The organism is Chryseobacterium sp. Chry.R1, assembly GCF_039645525.1.
In the GTDB taxonomy this organism is placed as follows: Bacteria; Bacteroidota; Bacteroidia; order Flavobacteriales; family Weeksellaceae; genus Chryseobacterium; species Chryseobacterium proteolyticum.
In genome coordinates this window covers 4,688,718-4,709,743 of sequence record NZ_CP151793.1, presented here as the reverse complement: position 1 = coordinate 4,709,743, position 21,026 = coordinate 4,688,718, and the positions used below count along the sequence as shown (strand labels likewise).

20 protein-coding genes and 3 tRNA genes are annotated in these 21,026 nt (G+C 36.0%); 21 read left to right on the top strand and 2 right to left on the bottom strand.

Annotated elements, in window-relative coordinates:
* Window positions 1-44 precede the first annotated feature (44 nt).
* Both AAEU33_RS20950 and AAEU33_RS20945 read right to left on the bottom strand, forming a co-directional pair.
* Window positions 45-1,874, bottom strand: a complete 1,830-nt coding sequence (locus tag AAEU33_RS20950; RefSeq protein ID WP_345990127.1) for a hypothetical protein — start codon at window positions 1,872-1,874, stop codon at window positions 45-47.
* A 67-nt stretch (window positions 1,875-1,941) separates the two neighbouring features.
* Entirely contained in the window at window positions 1,942-3,552 is a 1,611-nt protein-coding gene (locus AAEU33_RS20945; protein ID WP_172276639.1) for a hypothetical protein, read from the bottom strand.
* A gap of 386 nt (window positions 3,553-3,938) precedes the next feature.
* Between AAEU33_RS20945 and AAEU33_RS20940 the strand changes: the two genes are divergently transcribed.
* The 21 genes from AAEU33_RS20940 to AAEU33_RS20840 all read left to right on the top strand — a co-directional run bounded on the left by AAEU33_RS20940 (window position 3,939) and on the right by AAEU33_RS20840 (window position 20,947).
* A complete protein-coding gene (locus AAEU33_RS20940) occupies window positions 3,939-4,778 on the top strand; it encodes an energy transducer TonB (RefSeq protein WP_345990125.1) in 840 nt (279 codons plus the stop codon).
* Window positions 4,779-4,943: 165 nt separating this feature from the next.
* Complete coding sequence (locus tag AAEU33_RS20935; protein ID WP_172276645.1) at window positions 4,944-5,717, top strand: AAA family ATPase; 774 nt, start codon at window positions 4,944-4,946, stop codon at window positions 5,715-5,717.
* 78 nt (window positions 5,718-5,795) lie between these two features.
* Window positions 5,796-6,686 carry a ParB/RepB/Spo0J family partition protein gene (locus tag AAEU33_RS20930; RefSeq protein WP_172276648.1) on the top strand — a complete coding sequence of 297 codons (891 nt, stop codon included), beginning with the start codon at window positions 5,796-5,798 and terminating at the stop codon, window positions 6,684-6,686.
* On the top strand, window positions 6,687-7,325 hold the full coding sequence (locus AAEU33_RS20925; protein ID WP_172276651.1) for a DUF5683 domain-containing protein: 639 nt from the start codon (window positions 6,687-6,689) through the stop codon (window positions 7,323-7,325).
* A 31-nt stretch (window positions 7,326-7,356) separates the two neighbouring features.
* Window positions 7,357-8,058, top strand: a complete 702-nt coding sequence (dapB, locus tag AAEU33_RS20920) for a 4-hydroxy-tetrahydrodipicolinate reductase (protein WP_172276654.1) — start codon at window positions 7,357-7,359, stop codon at window positions 8,056-8,058.
* Between the two features lie 78 nt (window positions 8,059-8,136).
* Window positions 8,137-9,792: a signal peptidase I gene (gene lepB / locus AAEU33_RS20915; RefSeq protein ID WP_345990123.1), complete on the top strand. Its 1,656-nt coding sequence runs from the start codon at window positions 8,137-8,139 to the stop codon at window positions 9,790-9,792.
* A gap of 64 nt (window positions 9,793-9,856) precedes the next feature.
* Window positions 9,857-10,474: a WbqC family protein gene (locus tag AAEU33_RS20910; RefSeq protein WP_345990121.1), complete on the top strand. Its 618-nt coding sequence runs from the start codon at window positions 9,857-9,859 to the stop codon at window positions 10,472-10,474.
* A 1-nt stretch (window position 10,475) separates the two neighbouring features.
* On the top strand, window positions 10,476-12,158 hold the full coding sequence (locus AAEU33_RS20905) for a S8 family serine peptidase (RefSeq protein WP_172276663.1): 1,683 nt from the start codon (window positions 10,476-10,478) through the stop codon (window positions 12,156-12,158).
* Between the two features lie 123 nt (window positions 12,159-12,281).
* A complete protein-coding gene (locus AAEU33_RS20900) occupies window positions 12,282-12,773 on the top strand; it encodes a hypothetical protein (RefSeq protein WP_345990120.1) in 492 nt (163 codons plus the stop codon).
* Between the two features lie 25 nt (window positions 12,774-12,798).
* Window positions 12,799-13,488: an OmpA family protein gene (locus AAEU33_RS20895; protein WP_345990118.1), complete on the top strand. Its 690-nt coding sequence runs from the start codon at window positions 12,799-12,801 to the stop codon at window positions 13,486-13,488.
* 107 nt (window positions 13,489-13,595) lie between these two features.
* The gene (locus AAEU33_RS20890; RefSeq protein ID WP_172276692.1) at window positions 13,596-14,483 is read left to right on the top strand and encodes a decaprenyl-phosphate phosphoribosyltransferase; all 888 of its coding nucleotides are present in this window, start codon (window positions 13,596-13,598) and stop codon (window positions 14,481-14,483) included.
* The gene (locus tag AAEU33_RS20885; protein ID WP_172276695.1) at window positions 14,480-15,799 is read left to right on the top strand and encodes an FAD-binding protein; all 1,320 of its coding nucleotides are present in this window, start codon (window positions 14,480-14,482) and stop codon (window positions 15,797-15,799) included. The genes AAEU33_RS20890 and AAEU33_RS20885 overlap by 4 nt, the downstream gene beginning before the upstream one ends.
* Window positions 15,800-16,525: an SDR family NAD(P)-dependent oxidoreductase gene (locus AAEU33_RS20880; protein ID WP_345990116.1), complete on the top strand. Its 726-nt coding sequence runs from the start codon at window positions 15,800-15,802 to the stop codon at window positions 16,523-16,525.
* 4 nt (window positions 16,526-16,529) lie between these two features.
* Window positions 16,530-17,117, top strand: a complete 588-nt coding sequence (locus tag AAEU33_RS20875; protein ID WP_345990115.1) for an HAD family hydrolase — start codon at window positions 16,530-16,532, stop codon at window positions 17,115-17,117.
* A 23-nt stretch (window positions 17,118-17,140) separates the two neighbouring features.
* Window positions 17,141-17,605, top strand: a complete 465-nt coding sequence (locus tag AAEU33_RS20870; RefSeq protein WP_345990113.1) for a hypothetical protein — start codon at window positions 17,141-17,143, stop codon at window positions 17,603-17,605.
* Between the two features lies 1 nt (window position 17,606).
* Window positions 17,607-18,782 carry a cysteine desulfurase family protein gene (locus AAEU33_RS20865; RefSeq protein WP_172276707.1) on the top strand — a complete coding sequence of 392 codons (1,176 nt, stop codon included), beginning with the start codon at window positions 17,607-17,609 and terminating at the stop codon, window positions 18,780-18,782.
* An 85-nt stretch (window positions 18,783-18,867) separates the two neighbouring features.
* Window positions 18,868-19,185, top strand: coding sequence for a thioredoxin (gene trxA / locus AAEU33_RS20860; RefSeq protein WP_034682284.1), 318 nt, complete (start codon window positions 18,868-18,870; stop codon window positions 19,183-19,185).
* A gap of 128 nt (window positions 19,186-19,313) precedes the next feature.
* Window positions 19,314-19,387 (top strand) — tRNA-Asp (locus AAEU33_RS20855).
* A 32-nt stretch (window positions 19,388-19,419) separates the two neighbouring features.
* Window positions 19,420-19,493, top strand: a tRNA-Asp gene (locus tag AAEU33_RS20850).
* A 34-nt stretch (window positions 19,494-19,527) separates the two neighbouring features.
* A tRNA-Asp gene (locus AAEU33_RS20845) sits at window positions 19,528-19,601 on the top strand.
* Window positions 19,602-20,455: 854 nt separating this feature from the next.
* On the top strand, window positions 20,456-20,947 hold the full coding sequence (locus AAEU33_RS20840) for a UpxY family transcription antiterminator (RefSeq protein ID WP_345990110.1): 492 nt from the start codon (window positions 20,456-20,458) through the stop codon (window positions 20,945-20,947).
* Window positions 20,948-21,026: the final 79 nt, after the last annotated feature.

Below are 21,026 nucleotides of genomic sequence, written 5' to 3'. Positions count from 1 at the left end.
ATTAAACTATTTTTGAGTAGGGTTCGTCCATATATTCACGAAAGTTAGCTAACGGGAATCTTTGGCATCTTCTCACAAATCATTCCGATCAAGAAAAATGACTTGAATTTAATTTCCTCTCTCTGAAGTTTGTATTCTAAATTAATAGGAGTTGTACTTGTTACACTGAAGTTTTGGTTCAAAACTGAGTAATCATCTATTCTCAGCTCAATACTGTATTCGCCTAATGCGATAACCTGATTGACAATTCCTGCTTCGTTTGTTTCTATTTCATAAATTCTGCTGTTGTTGGTTCCTTTAATGGAGATTGAACATTTATAAACAGGATCGTTATTGATTTTATCCAGGACCCTGAATTGTATATTCGCTCCTGATGATGGAACCTGGATAGGGTATTTTATGGGGACAAAGATTCCTGTATTTCTAATGGGGATTACAGGTTTTACTGGTGGAGCAGGAGTTACGGGTTGTGGTGTTGAAACGGGAGTAACCGGTCTTACATTCCTTACACTATTGAGAACATTCATATTAATCCTGTTGAATGCAGGGATCGGATGTACTTTGGCTGTTTCCGCAACAGGTTCAGATTCAGGTTTTGTTATGAATTCTGTGGCAGTAATCTTTGAGTTTTCATAAAGGGCTGTTTTTCTGGTTAAGTTGCTGAGCTGGTCGGATTTAATGGTTTTTACATTTGTAATGGCCTTTAAGAACTTTTGATTATTGTTTTTATTGACAAAAAGCTGCTGCTTCATGATCAGAGGACCAAAATAAATAAGTTGATCCGGGTTGTTGATTGCATCATTTGTAATTGAAGGATCTAAAATTATTTTCAGATTCTTTATTAAAATCATGGTCTTTGGAAAAGCGGGTAGTTTAAAATCACTGGAAATTGTTTGTCCGTCCGATATTTTTTTTGGCTCATTCCATTCAAATAATTGCGAGAGCATAAAGTTTTTGCTGAACCAGTTTCTTTTTAAATGCACAAAAGAATAATCCAGTTCGACCGCCTGAATAACATCCTCGTCATAGTCAATCGAAAGAATTTCTGAAGGGAGGTTTTCGTGGGAGTTTTTTGCTTCCGTATATAAGGTTTCGAGTTCCTGTTTTTCAATTCTTATATTGTTCCATCCTGATTCATTTTCCATGAAATCATAAGGGATAAAATTAATATCATGAATAGAAGCATTAGTGATTACGTCGGTTTTTTCAGCAGCTTCAAAGGTGTTTTTAGCATTTTGGGCCATTGCGAGATAGACATCTGCATCAGAAGCTTTGTTGATTCTTGTCAATTCTTTATCGATGTTATCTTTATTTCCTTTTATTTTCCAATCTGAAAAGGCGATCTCTTTTGTTCCGTTTAAATGAGTAAGCTGATCATTCCAATTGTTTCTTTCCTCATCGCTGTCCAGACCGTCAAAAAGCTCGAGATGAGCTGTGATCTTATCAATTACCTGCTCATGGGCCAGTCTGTATTTTTTGTAAGCTTTAAATTCTTTAGTGTCATTCTTTTTAGCATCGAAAAGGATGGAACTTTCAATTGCCAGTGTCTTATCAAGGCTTTCTTCAAGATTTTTTAAATTGTTTTTATCTAGAATATCACGATAAATGTCAAACAGGGAATTGTTAGGATTCAGGTCCCAGAACTGAGAAGATATAGGAACTGAGTTAAGTTCGTAGGCCATATTCTGCTTTTTAATAATAGAAAGGGCTTTTTTCTGATCATCGTTGAGCTGGTTTTGTGGCTTTAAAAGCTCAAGTTCTTCATTTTCATATACCCTGAGGGAAGGACATATCATGGGAAGGTCATTTTCCATCGAGCTTTGGGATAGATAAGTGTTTTTAAGTTTCTGGTAGACGGCAATAAAATATTTCATGGCATTAGTTTTTGTTTTGTAAATAACCGACAGAAAAATCTGCCGGCTATTCTTGATGAGAAGGATATTATGATTTTCCGTCAGTCCATTTTTTGATCTCCGGATTTGGATCCGGTGATTTCGGAATGACATGGCATTTATAACCGATAATGTAGATTCCGTCAGAATTCAGTTTCTTTCCATTCCATTTGGCATTGGATTGTACATCCTGGTTATCGTAACTATAGCTTCCGCCGAAAACGAACGGTCCTATTCCAACTGCAGCCCCCGCACTGACAGAGTTTTTAACATCCGTAAAAGCAGTACTGTTGTTTGTAAAATCAAGGCAAACGTCTTTGGCAATGATAAGCTCTGTAATGATAGAAGGCATTAATCCTTTTCCTTTTCCGTCGCTGATGACATCGCCACTTAAAGTTTGAGGAGATTGCTCATGTAATTTCCAGTATTTGGATTCAATAAAGTTCTGATTAAGCCATCCTCTTTCCACTCTTACTTTTCCAAGCTTGAAAGAGACCTTCATATTCGTATAATCTGTATTGATCTTTGTTTTTTCGTGCTTTCCGCCACCTTTTGCACCGATAGAGAAAATGCCCATGCTAAATCCTGCGGCTGCACCCCAGTTGTGAACTGATTTTGAATAATCATAATTAGATTCACCTTCTACGATGGTAACTGTGGGCCATCCTTTAGACTCTTTTAATGCATTAGCGGCAACCGGAACGGATGGTGAATAATTTGTATAGTCCAGAACCCTTGTTCTCTGACTGTTTCTGAACTCAGATTCCATCCTTTTTTTGATGACGAGCATGTTTTTCTGCTCTACTTCACTTAAATAATTTTGTATTTTCTCGACGGCTTCTTTGTATCCAAGAGATTGCCACGCTTTAAGGGATGCATCTTCTCTTTTTTTCATGTTCTTGCCATCGATCGATAATTTGGCCATTGCTTCCGCATCTCCGTTATCGGCAGCAGTTCTGATTTCATTATTGGCGTCTACGATATCGTAATATTTCATCTGATATTCTACATATTTAGAATACATCGGAGAAACGAAAGTGTGGAAGATCTCAGGTTTGTTTGTGTCGTCTATAGGTGAATTAGGATCAAAGTCTGTGTTTTTTACCTTCTTAATTTTGAAAAGCTTATCCCTTAACGTATTCAGCTTTTTTTCTACTTTTTCATCAAATTGAGTATCAACGACTACGGACCATTGCAAAAGATCTTCATATACTTTAGATACTCTTTTCTGGGAATCGTTCATAATGCTCATGATCGACATTACCCTTCCGTTGCCTGAACTGGTAAGTGGAGGAAGCTGAGAAGGAATGACATCCACCATTGCAGCAAATTGCTCCATTTGAAGATATTTTCTGAATTTACTGTTTGACAGGGCGTTCTGGTAAGCCTCCATGTCAATTTTCGGATTTCCGTTAGCATCCAGGATAGGTTCTCCTTTAGCGTCCAGCATTGGTTTTGGTGACGGGGCGTCCCCAAATAGTCCGTTGAGTGCGTAATCAAAGGTGTCTTCGGATAGAGTAATCCCTACCGGGTCAAATGAAATGAAATCATTTGGTCCCAGAGAGTCCGGGTCTCCACCATTGGTTACGGTGTCATACACTTGTTTTAAAAGCATGCTCATTAATGAGTTTGATTTTGCTTCTTGAGTTAAAGTTGGCATAATTATTAAGTTTTTATTTTTTTTGCTTACTCTTTTCGGTTTTCAGCATCCCCGGTTTGGTATGGTACAAATGTATTTTGACTTTGGGTTCAATATCTCAGTATTTTTCCTATTTTAAGATGTGGTTTTTATTATTTTTAAAATATTAATGAATTTAATTAGTCAAAAGTATAATATTGTTGAATAATTTTAATATCTATAATGGTGTTTTTAATACTTTACTATTGCTTGCATAGTTAATTTTATCGATTGTCATAAATTTTTTTAAAATATTAATGTTTTGTCAATAAAATGGCAAATGTTTTGATGGTGTAACATTACTTATCGATAAGTGCTATAAAAACTAATAATCAGATTTTTTATTAACCGTTTAAATCTTTTAAGTGATGAAACACCTACACACTAATCAGGAATTTCGCTTCAATGAAGTTCTTTTCGAGCATCGTAACAAGGAATATGGCGCTTATGTTTTGAGAAATGAGTCCGATAAAATACTAACAAAGGCACTGTTTGTAGGTGTAAGTTTGTTGGCTGCGGTTTCCATTACTCCAATGATCATTTCAGCATTTAGTAACAGCACTCCGGTGCATGTGCCTGTTGATGGGCCGCCAGTAGTTATTAAACTCAAAGACCCCGCTACTCCTGAACAAACTCCACCAGTGCAGATCGTTAAACCTGTAACCCCTCCAAACACTAAACAGTATGATAGCCAGATACCAACACCAGCAGCGCATGCAATAGAGCCTGTAAAAGTTGAAAAGCCTGCCGATGCAGCTCCGGGTTTGGTTAATAATCTTGATGGGGAGTCGATCAAAAATACTTATATACCGCCCGCACCCCATATCGGAACAGGTCCTGCTTCTCCGCCGGCAAACCCACAGCCTGTACAACCTGCAAATCCCGGGAATTCCATAGTGGATGCAGAAGCGCTTAGTGTTGAAGCTAATTTCGTAGGTGGAATCGATTCCTTCAGAAATAAAGTAATGAATAACTTTGATGTCTCCGGATTTGAGAGCGACGGAGTCGTGAAAACAACGATCACTTTTATTGTTGAAATTGATGGAACTATTTCCGGTATCAAAGCCAATGGAGGAAATGCAGATTTCAATAGTGAAGCAATCAGAACAGTAAAATCGATCAGAGGAAAATGGATTCCTGGAAAAAATAAAAAAGGTGAAGCCGTAAGAAGTTATTTCAAATTTCCGATTTCTATGAAGTTTGAATAATCTATATCAAACAAATCTTGACAGTTATCCACAAAATACTATTTTTTGTGGATAATTTTTTTTAGGGTTAATTTCCTTATTAACAATATTTTAACTCATTTTTACTTTTCATCATTCATTCAGAGCAAAGAAAAATGTGTATTTTTGAGGCTTAAAGTTCTAATAATGGGAAAAATCATAGGTATCGCTAATCAGAAAGGGGGAGTTGGAAAAACGACAACAGCTGTAAATCTTGCTGCGGCATTAGGGGTATTGGAAAAGAAAATATTAATCATCGATGCCGATCCTCAGGCTAATGCTACTTCAGGATTGGGTGTGGAAGATGTCCAGTATTCTACGTACAATCTTTTAGAACACAGTGTGGATACTGCCACTTGTATTAAAAAGACAGCAACACCAAATCTAGATATCGTACCGTCTCATATAGACCTTGTAGCAGCTGAAATTGAATTGGTAGACAAGGAAGATCGTGAGTATATGCTGAAAAAAGCATTGGAAAGCGTAAAAAATGAGTATGATTTTATCATTATTGACTGTGCTCCGAGTTTGGGATTGATTACTGTAAATGCGCTTACAGCTGCTGATTCTGTAATCATTCCGATCCAATGTGAATATTTTGCATTGGAAGGTTTAGGAAAACTTTTGAATACCATCAAAAATGTTCAAAAGATTCATAACAAAGATCTGGACATTGAAGGTTTACTTCTAACGATGTATGATAGCAGGTTAAGATTATCCAATCAGGTGGTGGAAGAAGTAAATGCACACTTCCCGGAAATGGTTTTTGAAACCATCATCAGCAGAAATGTGAGATTAAGTGAAGCACCAAGTTTCGGGGAAAGCATCCTGAATTATGATGCCGAAAGTAAAGGAGCAATTCAGTATATTCAGTTAGCAGAAGAAGTTCTGTTGAAAAATGAAAATTTAGTAAAGAATTAATTAAGAGTAAATAATAGATAATTGCAATGTGGATCAGCTGATCTTGGTTGTAATTGTCATCATTTATCAAAAATATCTATGAAGGACAAAAAAAGAGCTATGGGACGTGGTTTGGGTGCTATTTTAAGTGCTGAATCCAAAGCTACAGTGAACTCTGCTACTGATGAGGGAGCAGATAAGTTTGTTGGAAATATCGTAGAAGTAGCGATTGAAGATATTTATCCCAACCCAACCCAGCCAAGAACTTATTTTGACGAAAAAGCACTCAATGAACTCGCACAGTCTATAGAAAATTTAGGGGTGATCCAACCGATCACTCTTAGAAAAGAAGGCGAGAGATTTGAAATTATATCAGGGGAAAGACGTTTCAGAGCGAGTAAAATTGCCGGACTAACTTCTGTTCCTGCTTATATCCGTTTGGTAAACGATCAGGAGCTTTTAGAAATGGCTCTTGTTGAAAATATCCAGAGGGAAGATCTTGATTCTATTGAGATTGCATTGACGTATCAAAGACTTTTGGACGAAATCGGAATGACTCAGGAAAACCTTAGCCAGAGAGTAGGAAAAGACAGAAGTACGATTACCAATTCTATCAGGTTATTGAGACTAAGCCCCGATATTCAGAATGCTATCAGAAGTGGTGAGATTTCTGCAGGACATGGCCGTGCTATTATCAGTATGGAAAATGAGGAGCTACAACAAATTTTGTTTGACCTTATCATTAAAGAACAGTTGAATGTACGTCAGGCTGAACAGGCTGCTACAGCTTTAAAAAATCCAAAATCACCTGCTGCCAAAAAGGTAAAGGCTGAACTTTCCAATAACTATAAAAGAGCTCAGAAAACAATTGCTGACATTTTAGATGTAAAAGTGGAGATCAAAACCACCGGAAATGGTAAAAAAGGTAAAATTGTTCTTGACTTTAAGAATGAGGATGAATTGGAATATATTCTATCCCACATTAAATAAATGAAGAAATTATTGTTCACTTTTTTCTTGTGCCTGTATGCTGCTGCTTACTCACAAGTAAATCCTAATGATACCATTCGGGTAGAGCACTACCCGAAGGATAGTATCCCTGCCGCAAAGCCTCAAAAGTCTGAAGCTAAAGTGGTGGCTGATCTGGAAAAAGCCAACGGCCCCACAGCAAAAACATTAAAATTAAATCCAACAAAAGCGGGTTTATACTCGGCTGTTTTCCCTGGACTAGGGCAATTTTACAACAAAAAATACTGGAAAATTCCTATCGTTTGGGGTGCTGTAGGTACCGGAGTAGGAATAGCCATGTGGAATGATAAACAATACAAGAAGTACAGAGAGTACTATATTGCTAAATTGAACGGAACTCCCAATGAATTTATCGATAGTCGTCCATGGCTTGATAAAGTTGCACTGGCGAACGTTCAGGACAGAGCGAAAAGACAAAGGGACTATGCAATCGCAATTACCGGGCTGATCTATATCCTGAGTATAGTAGATGCTGTTGTAGATGCACACCTTTATGAAAGCCGCCATGACCCTGATTTAACTTTTAAACCTACAGTTATTCAGGACCAGTTTAGTATAGAACCTCCAAAGACCGGATTAAGTCTGAGCTACAGGTTCTAGATCGTAAGTAGGTATATCTAAAATAAATTACATGAAAATAGCATTAGTTGGATATGGAAAAATGGGCAAGATCATTGATGAGATTGCAACAAATAGAGGACATGAAGTAGTTGCCCGCCTTAAAGAAACTCCAACTGCTGAAAACCTTAATAATCCCGATGTTGTTATCGAGTTTTCGTTACCTGAAGTAGCTTTTAATAATATAAAAGCATGTCTGGAAAATAAAATTCCAGTGATTTGCGGTACAACAGGATGGTTAGAGAAAAAGGCTGAAGTAGAAAGAATTGCGGTGGAAAATCAGACGGCATTTTTATATGGTTCCAATTTTAGTTTAGGCGTTAATTTATTCTTTGCTTTGAATGAAAAGCTGGCTGATCTGATGAAAAATGTTAACGAATATTCTTGTCAGTTGGAAGAAATTCACCACATTCATAAACTGGATGCTCCAAGCGGAACGGCAATTTCTCTGGCCGAAGGAATATTTAGAAATAATCCCAAATTTGATGCCTGGAAGCTTGAAGAAACTCAGGGGAATCAGCTGGGTATTTTCGCTATTCGTGAAGATGAAGTTCCGGGAACGCACAGTGTCTTTTACAGAAGTGAAGTGGATGAAATTGAAATAAAACATACCGCATTTAACAGAAACGGTTTTGCATTAGGGGCCGTAGTAGCTGCGGAATGGATTAAAGACAAGAAAGGAAACTTTACAATGAAAGATGTTTTAGGGCTTTAACTTGTAACAAATGCTCCAAATAGTAAACTAATAAAAACAGTTGCTCAACACAAATCAATAGAATAAGGCACAAAATTTATGAATTATTTTTTAACTTATACAGTATACGTTCTCATTTTATCCGTATTAATGGGGATTTCAACATGGAAGCTGTTCAAAAAATTAGGGTATAGCCCTTTATTTGCTTTTATACCTTTTTACAATTATTTTATTGTTTTAAAAGAGACCAAACACCCTAAATGGTGGGCTATTTTATCCTATTTGCCGATCGTAGGTCCGATTATGATGTCGGTTTTTCATATTTATCTTATGAAAAAGTTTGGAAAAAATCTTTTCCAGCACCAGCTTCTAACTGTTATTTTGCCGTTCATATATATGGCTACGGTCAATTATTCTAAAGATACAGAGTTAGAAGACGAAAATGAGCTATTCCTGACGGATGAAGAGAAAAATGCCAAAAAGAAAGATTCCTTCATAGGTTCAGTGACTTTTGCTGTTGTATTTGCAACGATTATTCACGTTTTTGTAACACAACCTTTCGGTATCCCTACAGGATCCATGGAAAGAACCCTTTTAGTAGGAGATTTCCTTTTTGTAAATAAATGGAGCTATGGGTACAGATTGCCGATGCGTCCGCTTGCAATTCCTTTCTTACAGGGAACAATCTTTGATTCCGGAGAAAAAGGAAACCCGAAGGATGATCCCAAATCTTATGTTGATGGAGTGAAGCTACCTTACGCCAGAATAATGCAATTCAGCAAACCTCAGAAAAATGATGTCCTTGTTTTCAACTATCCTCAGGATTCAGTGCATACAGCTATTGACAGGAAAGACCCTTATGTAAAAAGATGTGTGGCAACTGCCGGCGATACTTTTGAAATGAGAGCTGGAAGACTTTTTGTAAATGGAAAGCCAGAAACGGTTTTAGGGGATCAGGAAGTTCAGCACGCATATACAGTTAACACAGGTACTCAATTGGATATTCCAGGATTATACAATACGTATGGATTCTTGCCGGTAAGGGAAATGCAGACGGATAAAGGATTTGTATACATGTTCCAGGGATTAACTGATAAAACGGCTAAAGAGATCAAAGCATTGCCGAACGTAATTGATATGGAAGAAAGTATTTTTCCTAAGGATTCAGCTACGGTTCAGCACAAGCTTAATGCCGACAGAACGGCTTACACAAAAAGTATCGATACCACTCAATCTATATTTCCTATCAATAAGCCTTGGAATCAGGATTGGTACGGACCTCTTAGAATACCTAAGAAAGGTGATGTGGTCGCAATTAATAAAGAAACGCTTCCGATGTATCAGTGGATTATTTCGGAGTATGAACACAATAGCCTGGAAAATAAAGACGGAAAAATTCTAATCAATGGTAAAGAAGCCAATCAGTATACAATCCAACAGGATTATTATATGATGGTTGGAGATAACAGAGATGCTTCACTTGATGCAAGATTCTTTGGTTTTGTTCCTGAAGAAAATATTGTAGGAAAGCCAATGTTTACATGGATGAGTCTGCAAGGTGTTTTCAAAGATGCCAGCTCTACATATCAGGCGCCTTTCAAGATCCGTTGGGAGAGAATGTTTAAAGCTACAAATACAGGAGAAGCCAATAAAACTTCATACTGGTGGATTGCAGCGATGATTCTTATTCTATTCTTCGGATGGGACTATTTTGTTAAACTATTCAGAAAGAAAAAAACTGAGGAGGATTTATAAAGTAAAATAAATTTTAAAATAGAATGAAGTATTTGAAAAAATACTTCATTTTTGTATTATGAATATGAAGAATGTATTATTACCGGTGTTTTATTTACCACCGATTTCCTGGTTTTCAGTGTTTTTAGACCCTGAAAATGAGGTTACCTTTGAACAATTCGAAAATTTCCCCAAACAAACGTACCGAAACCGGGCGAATATGTATGGGGCAAACGGAAAACTTTCTTTGATCATTCCGATCAGTCATACGGGTAAAAGACAATTCAAAGAAATAGAGATCTCCAACAGGGAAGATTGGAGAAAGCTCCATTGGAAATCAATCAAGACAGCTTATCAAAGTTCTCCTTATTTCGAATTTTATGAAGACAAACTGATCAGATTATTTGAATTAAAAGAAAACTATCTTTTGGATTTCAATCTTAAAGGTTTAGAGATCATACAACAAATCCTAAAAACGGAAAAGGCATACTCTTTGAATGAAGAGTATATCAAAAATCCTGAAGAAGTAAATTTCAGAGAAAAATTTTCTGCAAAATTTGCTTCCGAATATAAAATGGATGATTACTATCAGACATTTTCTGATAAAATGGGATTTTTAAGTGATCTGTCAATTTTGGACCTTATTTGTAACAAAGGGCCTGAATCTTTGACTTATATAAAAAATATTAAACAATCATACTAGCATGAAAAAGGTATTATTAGCTGCTGTCTTTTTAGCAGGCTTTAATTCTGCTTTTGCACAGGAAGCACAGGCGAAGAGCGTTGACCCGAAAGAAAATAAAGATTTAATGACCTGGTACCATAAAGATTTTGGAACAACCAAAGTATATGGTGTCAATACAGAAAATGCATATAAATATTTAGAATCTAAAGGTCTGAAGCCTAAGACTGTTGTTGTAGGTGTTCTGGACAGTGGAGTGCAGGTGGATCATCCGGGACTGATCAAAAATATCTGGTCAAACCCGAATGAAGTTCCGGGTAACGGAAAAGATGATGACGGTAATGGCTATATCGATGATGTTCACGGATGGAATTTTATCGGAGGAAAGAATGGTGATGTAGACGTTGATAATATGGAGGTGACAAGGGTCGTAGCTAAATATAAGCCTGTATTCGAAGGAGATGATTCTACTAAGAATAAAGCCAATCAAGCTAAAATGCCTGAAGAGTTTGCCATGTATATGAAGGCTAAAGAACTTTTCACAAAGAAAAGTGTTGAAGCTAAGCAAAGTCTCCAGCAATACACAATGATCAATGATCTGATTCCGAACATGATTAAATTGTTAGGAGGGAAATCAGTGACTTCTGAAAATATTGCTGCTATAAAGGCTCCAACAGAACAAAAAGATGCAATTGCACTTAATATTCTGACTCAGGTTGCCCATAGTCCTGAATTTGCAGGGAAATCTTCTGCAGATTTCGAAACTTCAATGAAGAAAGAAATGAAAGGTGCTATCGATCATTTTGCTCCTGCAGCAAAACAATATGATCTAAGCTATGATACAAGAGCCGAAATTGTTGGAGATAACTATGATGATTATTCTCAAAAAAATTACGGTAATAATCATTATCAGGGGCCTGATGCAGAACACGGGACTCACGTTGCCGGTATTATTGCTGGATTACCTCAGGGGAAAGAAGTTCAGTACGGGGTAGCTTCAAGAGTAGCAAAAATTATGTCCGTGAGAACTGTTCCTAATGGAGATGAGAGAGATAAGGATGTTGCTAACGCTATCAGATATGCTGTAGATAATGGAGCTAAAGTATTAAATATGAGCTTTGGAAAACCAGTGTCTCCAGGTAAAAATGTTGTTTGGGATGCATTCAAATATGCCGAAGATAAAGGAGTTCTCCTTGTAAAGGCAGCCGGAAATGAAAATGAAGATGTTGCTGAGCACCTTGCATATCCTACCAACTTTAAAAATATTACAGACGAAAAACCTTTCGTAAATAACGTGATTGTTGTAGGAGCAAGTACTAATAGAAACAATGAGTTGAGAGCGAGCTTCTCAAACTTTAATAAGAAAATGGTAAATGTTTTTGCTCCGGGTGAAGAGATTTATTCTACGGTTCCAACGAGTGAATATGAATATCTTCAGGGAACTTCAATGGCATCACCTGTTGTTGCCGGTGCTGCTGCGGTTTTATTAGCTTATATGCCTAATTTAAGACCTGACCAGATCATTGAAGCTCTTGTAAAGTCAAGTAATCCAAGTACGGAAAATGGATTTGCCGACCTTTCTCAAGCCGGAGGTGTTATCGATCTAAAGAAGGCTGCTGAATATGCTTATACGAACTTCTATAACGGTAAGGCATCAGCTGTAAAAAAGGCTACGAAATCCGTAAAAAAGGCCGTTAAAAAATAATATATTTCACTGTATTACAGTGTATGTGATAAAAAGTCCGAATTTTTCGGACTTTTTTGTTTTTATTTTTCAATTTTGGCACGGTTTTTTGTAACTTTAATGTAACAAAAAATAAACGACAAAATGAAAAAGTTACTACTTGCAGGAATGTTGGGAACATCACTTTTTGCAGTGTCTTGTTCCTCAGTGAAAAATGCACAAACATCACAAAACCAAAAATCTGATTTTTTAAAGATTAAAGGAGATTGGGAGATTGTTAGTATCGATTATGATAAAGGATTTAAAATTAAACCGTTTGATGAAGGAGCAGATGCACAATGTTTCGTAGGAAGTCATTGGAGATTGATTCCCAATAACTATACCGGAGCGTATACTCTAAGCGGAGGTGGTTCATGCCCTAGCATTACACAGCCAATTAAGTTTGAAGTAAAGAACGGAAATACCTTTATGTTCAAAAAGATTGCTACAGGAACAAAAGCTAAGCAAAATACAGTAGGATATTCTTTAAACCTGATCAACCAATCAACAGATCAGTTTTCCCTTGAACAGAATGTTCCTTTTGACGGAAGCACAGTAAGAGTTGTGTATAATTTCCAGAGAACAGGAGTAAAATAATTTAAGTAACAAAAAAAATAAAAAGATGAAATTTAATAAAACATATATCGCAGGTCTTTTCCTATCATCAACATTATTGTTGTCTAGTTGTGAAGCAGTTCAGAATTCTAACCACCAGCAAAGAGGTACAGCAGTAGGTGTTGCATCGGGAGCTGTACTTGGAGGTATCTTAGGTAACAACGTAGGTAAAGGAGGAAACGGAGCTTTAGGAGCTGTATTAGGTGGTATTATTGGTGGTGTTGCAGGTAACGTTATCGGTAACAAAATGGATAAGCAGGCTAAAGAAATTAAAGAAACTTTACCTGGTGCTGAAGTAGAAAGAGTAGGAGATGGTATTAAAGTGACGATGAATGAAAGTATAGTAAACTTTGCATTCGATTCATCCAACCTTACCTCTGTAGCTCAGACCAACCTTGATAAATTAGCTCAGGTATTGGCCAATAATCCAGACACGAACATCAATATCTACGGACACACAGATAGCGTTGGTAAAGATGCTTATAATATGGCCCTTTCTCAGAGAAGAGCAGATGCGGTTAAAGCATATTTAGCAGGTAAAGGAATCGCTTCAGGAAGAATGTTTACGAAAGGAGAAGGTAAAAATATGCCTGTAGCCAGCAATGATACGGAAGAAGGAAGAGCAAAAAACAGAAGGGTAGAGTTTGCCATTACAGCCAATGAAAAAATGATTAATGAAGCCAAACAAGGCAAGTAATTAATTTAATATATAAATATTTTCTTAAAAGACCGCCACGGCGGTTTTTTTTGTACTTTTATGCTACTCATCTTGAAATTACTATTTTTGCAATTGAAATAACATAAATGAAGAAATATCTTAAACTGCTGCGTGTAGAACAATGGGTAAAAAATTTATTTGTTTTTGTGCCATTATTTTTTTCCGGCAATATCAAAAACCTTGATCTGCTTACCAAGAGTATTTTTGCTTTTGTTATCTTTTCGCTTGCTGCCAGCATGGTTTATATTCTGAATGATTACAATGATATAGAGGCAGATCGCAGGCATCCTGAAAAAAGAAGAAGACCGCTGGCGAGTGGTGCTATCTCTAAATCAAAAGCTATAGGAATTTTAATAGGACTCGCAATTACAGATATTTTCCTTGTTCTTTTTGCTCAGTTCTATTTCGAGCAACTTCTCTGGAAATTTGCAACCATTATTGCATTTTACTTTGTGATGAATCTTGCTTATACATTCAGGTTGAAGCATGTTCCTATTATTGATATTTTTATCATAGCCACAGGGTTTGTATTAAGGGTTCTTGCAGGAGGTTACATTACCGGAATCAGTATTTCACAGTGGGCTATACTGCTTACATTTGTTCTGGCATTGGTATTGGCAATAGGAAAAAGAAGAGGTGAATTAATCAATGCGCAGGTTTCGGGTAAGACGAGACGTGCTCTGGACGGTTATAACGTACAGTTTGCCGATATAGCACTGTCTATTTCTGTTACATTGGCCATTATGTGTTATTTAATGTTTACCCTGTCACCGGAGGTACAGGCAAAATTTCATGAAAGGGTTTTTTATACCGTTATTTTTGTAGTATTTGCCTTTCTCAGATACCTGCAGCAGACTCTAGTGTATAACAGAACGGAATCCCCTACAAAAATAGTGTACAGGGACAGGTATATACAGGTTACCTTACTATTGTGGGTTGCAACATTTTTAATTCAAATTTATTTTAAAAAATGAAGCCGAATTTCATACAAAAAGTTACCAATTGGGGCAATTTTCCTGTAGTGGAAAAAGAAATGAAGTCTGAAGACAGCTTCAGAAATATAAGGGAATTTGTATTGAACCATAATGAAGTGATCGCGAGAGGGAATGGAAGATGTTATGGAGATGCTTCATTAGGGGAACATATATTTTCGACAAAAAAACTCAATAAATTTATCAGCTTTGACCGGTTGAACGGTATTATAGAATGCGAATCCGGAGTGCTGCTTTCAGATGTTTTGGAAATAGCTGTTCCGCAAGGATACTTTCTTTATGTAACTCCGGGAACCAAGTTTGTTACTGTTGGAGGCGCCATCGCATCAGATGTACATGGTAAAAACCATCATTCAGAAGGTTGTTTTTCAGAATATGTCATTGAGTTTAAACTCATGAATGAAAATGGGGAGATCATAACATGTTCAAGAGAGACGAATTCAGATAAATTCTGGGCAACTATCGGCGGAATGGGACTTACGGGCATTATTCTGACGGCAAAGTTTAAGCTTAAAAATATAGAATCAGCTTATATTCGCCAGGAAAGCATTAAAGCTGAAAACCTTGATGAAATATTCAGGCTTTTTGAAGAAAGTGAAAACTGGACATATACTGTTGCCTGGATCGATTGCTTACAAAAGGGTAAGAATATTGGAAGGAGCATTTTGATGAGGGGAGAACATGCTTTTCAGCATGAACTTCCTCAGAATATGGCAAAAAGCCCTTTACGGCTTAAGAAAAAGTTTCAACCAACTGTTCCTTTTTATTTTCCAGGCTTTGTACTGAATGCTTTAACGGTAAAAATATTTAATCTGCTGTATTATAAAAAGCAGTCTAAAAAAGAAGTTAAAAGCTTTATAGATTATGAAACATACTTTTACCCTCTGGATTTTGTTACCGATTGGAATAAAATTTATGGTAAATCAGGTTTTATCCAATATCAGATGGTAATTCCTAAAGACTCCGGAAAGGAGGGGATGAAGAAGATCCTGGAAACCATTGCCAATAGCGGAAACGGATCCTTTCTGGCTGTTTTAAAACTCTTTGGAAAGAATAACGAGGAAGCTTACAACTCATTTCCTATAGAAGGGTACACTTTGGCACTTGATTTTAAAGTAAATTCGAAACTTAAAAAGCTGGTAAAACAGCTTGATGATATTGTTCAGGAATTCGGAGGTAGAATTTATTTGACCAAAGACAGCATGAGTAAATCTTCTTTGACGAATTACCTTAAAAATATTCAAAATCCTAAATTTGTGTCGTTACAGCACAAAAGAATCATAAATAATAATTCATAAATGATAGTTCTGGGAAGTACCTCTGAAGTAGCACAAGCCTTTGTTGAAAAGGCTCTGCAGGAAGGTGAAAAATATGAGAAAATCTATCTTCTGACCTCAAATAAGGAAACCACGGAAAGGTTCGCAAGACATATTGATGTTAAATTTCTGCAACAGGCTGAGGTGATTGAGTTGGATTTAATGAAAGAAATAGATTACACCCGATTTGATCATGTCAATTCAAATGTATTATTTTGTGCAACGGGATATTTAGGTGATGGAACAGAAGAAGGTTTGTATGATAATAAAAATACGGAAAGAATAATTAATATCAATTATTCAAAACTGGTTCCTGTGATGAATTATTTTGCCCAGAAATTTGAAAGCAGAAGATCAGGTACAATCATAGGATTGTCATCTGTGGCAGGAGATCGGGGGAGGCAGAGTAACTTCATTTATGGAAGTGCAAAAGCAGCATTTACAGCCTATTTAAGTGGGCTGAGGAATTATCTGTTTGATAAGAAAGTATATGTGCTGACGATTAAACCAGGGTTTATGGAAACTAAAATGACAGAAGGGCTTCCGTTAAATCCAAGATTAACGGCTAAGCCAAAACAGGCTGCAGCTTCCATTTACAATGCGTATAAAAAACAAAAAAATGTAGCTTATGTATTGCCTGTCTGGGGAATTATTATGATGATTATCAGGAATATTCCTGAATTTATATTTAAAAAATTAAAGCTCTGATAAAATGAAAAAATTGTATTGTTTTGATTTTGATGGAACGATTACCTATAAGGATACAATGTTTATGTATCTGAAATTTTATGATTCTACGAAATACCATATACAATTTTTAAGACATGTTCCTCTGTTTATTTTATTGAAATTAAAACTGGCGGAAACGGAAAAGGTCAAAAAAAGCTTCATCGGTTCAATACTGAAAGGACAATCACAAGAAAAAATAGAACGAAAATCGAGACAGTTTTTTGAGCAGCACTATCCTAAGATTGTACGTGAAAATGCACTCGACTTTATTAAAAATATAGATCGTAATAATACTCAGAGTCTATTAGTTACGGCTTCTCTGGATATTTGGGTAAAACCATTTGCAGAGGAGTTGAAAATGCAGCTGGTTTCCACGCGTGCAGAGTTTAAAAACGGGGTTTTTACAGGGAATTTTATAGGGAAAAACTGTAACGGAAAAGAAAAACTGATAAGAATACAGGAGCAGATCAACAATTCAAAATACGATAAAATAATTGCTTTTGGCGATACTTCAGGAGATAAGCAAATGCTGAAATGGGCAAATGAAGGACATTACCAATTTTTTCACTAATTTTGGGAGGTAAAAATGTAACAATGAATAAACTGTTTATTTGGTTCCTTGCTTTTTTCATGAGCTGTACAAGTGCACCGTCTTCAGTATCTAATGATACACAAAAAGGAGGTGAAATCCTTGTTTCTGAATCTCAGGGTGGCACTGAAACCGCTGGCTTCAAAATTCTTAAAAGTGAAGAAGAGCTTCAGAAAATTATAAAAGGTAATTCCAGCCTTGCTGAACTAGGACAGGATGCAGCAATTAAATACCCTGCCTTTCCAAAAAATCAAAAAGCTGTTTTATACAACCTTGGAACTTTTAGGTCAGGAGACCATAAGATCAGTGAGATAAAAAGTCTTTCAGTGAAGGATAATGTTTTGTATGTAGAAGTTCCACAGCGTGAGTCCGGAGGAATGGAGATCCAGGTGATATCCAATCCTTGGGTGGTTTTTACAGTTCCTTCCAATTATCAATTCAATTCCGTCGTATTAAAATATTCAAAATAAAATGAATAAAGTATATTTAGATAACGCAGCAACAACACCCCTTTCAGAAGAAGTTATTGATGCAATGGTAGGTACCATGAAGGTAAACTTTGGAAATCCTTCTTCTACACATAGTTTTGGGCAGGAAGCTAAAATCCTGATCGAAAATGTGAGAAGGCAGGTGGCTGATTATCTTCATGTAACGCCCGCTGAGATTATTTTTACATCATGTGGAACAGAGTCCAACAATATGATCATTAAATCCAGTGTGGAACACCTTGGAGTACAAAGAATCATCAGCTCTCCACTGGAACACAAATGTGTTTCAGAGAGTATAATTGATATGAAGGCAAGAAAAGGGGTAGAGGTTGTTTATATCCGTCCGAATGAAAAAGGAGATATCGATCTTAATAAATTGGAAGAACTTTTAAAGGCATCAGATAAAAAGACCCTTGTAAGCTTAATGCATGCCAATAATGAGATCGGAAATATCACCAACCTTAAAAAGATGGCTGAGATATGCAAAGCAAATAATGCACTTCTGCATTCTGATACTGTTCAGACCATGGCGCATATCGATCTTGATTTCTCTGACATTCCGGTAGATTTTGCTTCATGCAGTGCACATAAATTCCATGGACCAAAAGGAGTAGGTTTTGCCTTTATCAGAAAAGCGACAGGCCTTAAGGGGATTATCACAGGAGGACCTCAGGAAAGAAGTCTGAGAGCCGGTACTGAGAATGTTGCAGGTATTGTGGGGCTTGGAAAAGCTTTAGAGCTTTCTCTTAATCATATGGAAGCATACACCCATCATATCCAGGAAATAAAAAATTATACCATTGAAAGATTATCTGCTGAAATAGCAGGGATTAAGTTCAATGGAAGAAGTGCCGAAACTGAAAATAGTTTATACACTGTTTTAAGTGCCCTTTTACCATATAAAAATCCGCTAATAGGTTTGCAGTTGGATATGAAAGGGATCGCCATTTCTCAGGGGAGTGCATGTTCGTCAGGAGCATCAAAACCTTCAATGGTTATGATGATGGTTCTATCAGAAGATGAAATGGATAATTGTACACCTTTACGTATTTCATTTAGCCATATGACCACAAAAGCGGATATTGATGTTTTCGTAAATGCCCTGAAAGAAATTTCAGATGATTTGGTTATAGAAAAAACAAATGTTCAGCATAGATAACCTTATTGCTGAAAAGTAGTAATTTTGATGATCCAATTAAGGATTAAAAAAACAATAGAATATTAATTTAAATAAAATAAAAAAAATGGCTTTAGAAATTACGGATAGCTCATTTCAGGAAACGGTTTTGAAATCTGATAAACCAGTATTGGTAGACTTTTGGGCGGTATGGTGTGGACCTTGTAGAACACTGGGACCAATTATTGAAGAAGTAGCAACAGATTTTGAAGGAAAAGCTGTAGTAGGAAAAGTAGATGTAGACAACAACCAGGAAATCTCTATGCAGTACGGCATCAGAAATATCCCTACAGTTCTTATTTTTAAGAATGGTGAAGTTGTTGATAAATTAGTTGGAGTAACACCAAAAGAAGTGATCGCAGAAAAATTAAGCGCACACTTATAAAAAAAATAACTTTGATAATGAATGCCTTCCGCTTTTGGGAGGCATTTTTTTAACAAATAATTTGCAGGTAATTAAAAAAGGTGTAATTTTGCAATCACAAAAAAGAAACAAGTTCTTTAACAAAATTTGATCCGGTAGTTCAGTTGGTTAGAATGCCGCCCTGTCACGGCGGAGGTCGCGGGTTCGAGTCCCGTCCGGATCGCAATCAAATTTATTTGAAATTATAGAACTACTGATCCGGTAGTTCAGCTGGTTAGAATGCCGCCCTGTCACGGCGGAGGTCGCGGGTTCGAGTCCCGTCCGGATCGCATATCAAATTTGATTGAAAAACTCAGGACTACTGATCCGGTAGTTCAGCTGGTTAGAATGCCGCCCTGTCACGGCGGAGGTCGCGGGTTCGAGTCCCGTCCGGATCGCAATATAAAATGCTGTAAATATTATTTACAGCATTTTTTGTTTTAATGTGAATATAATCATCGGAAAGATTTCCTTTTTACTTTTGATTTACTATATAGATATTTGTGGTTGGCATAAAGAAAGAATGTGAGCTTATAATGGAGTTCTACAACACATAAACTACTTCCCTGTCAATAATCAGAAATTTCATCTTTTGTGATAGATTGATCATGCTATCTAAGTATAATTACTTTTTAATTTATCCTTACTCGAAGTAATATCAAATATACATGAGCATTTTTTACTTTTCTTTTTAAAGGATAGTATTAGCATAAATTTTAGCCTTACTTTATGTATGTAAAGTTTTTTTATCATTCAATTCCGTTTATAAAGAATCATGTAAATGAAACCTATTTTATACGGTGCGAAAAACAAAAAATATTGAAATAAATCAGGAGATAAGTAGCGGTTTCTTTTAAACTTCATGCTTTAAAAAGCAAAATATATATTTTAAACTCCTTCCTGATTATATGATTAGCTTTTGTTTATAAATCATTGATAATCATATAATTAAATCTCTATCGCATTATCAGTACGTATAAATTTCTTATAATAACTTACCCCAGATTTATAAATCTAGATATGCTTTAGTTGTTATCTGTGTAAAGCTAATGCATCTTTGCTCTACAGATAGAGGAATTGTGACCGTACTGACTAACGTTTTATTTTTCATGGTAAGAAAAAGTAGAAGTATTGCAAATGTCTTTTTCTGTTATTTCATGTCCCTTATAGTTTTCAAGAAAAATTTAAGTTAACAGGTGTGACTTGAAAGGAGAAGGTGTAAAATGATTATAATTATATAGAAATGAATTTCATGAAAGGATGGTATGTTATTTATACCAAATCACGTTACGAAAAAAAAACTGCTCAAATCCTAACTGAGCAAAATTTCAAAGTGTATTTACCTCTCAATAAAACAATCTCTCAATGGAGTGATCGAAAAAAGAAGGTTGAAAAACCGCTTTTTAGTTCTTACGTTTTTATTTATTTAGAAACAATAAAAGATTACTTACGAGCTCTCGCGATTGAAGGTGTGGTCATATTTATAAAGTTTGGAAACCGACTGGTTCGTGTTCTTGATGAAGAAATAGATAGAATAAGAGTATTTCTTAATGAATTCTCGGATGTTGAACTTAGAAATTCATTAGATATTAAAGTTGGTGAGAAGAGGAGAATCACTTCAGGGCCTTTTGAAAATTATGACTGTGAAATAATAAAAATAGATAACAAGAAAAAAATCTGTGTAAGAATTGAATCATTAAAGTATAGTATTTTAGCTGAAATGCATTCTTATCATTTAATTTAAGATCTATAATGGAGTTATAAGGATATTAGCTTAATTATTAAAGAAATAAAATACATTGTATGGTATATTCTTATACTAT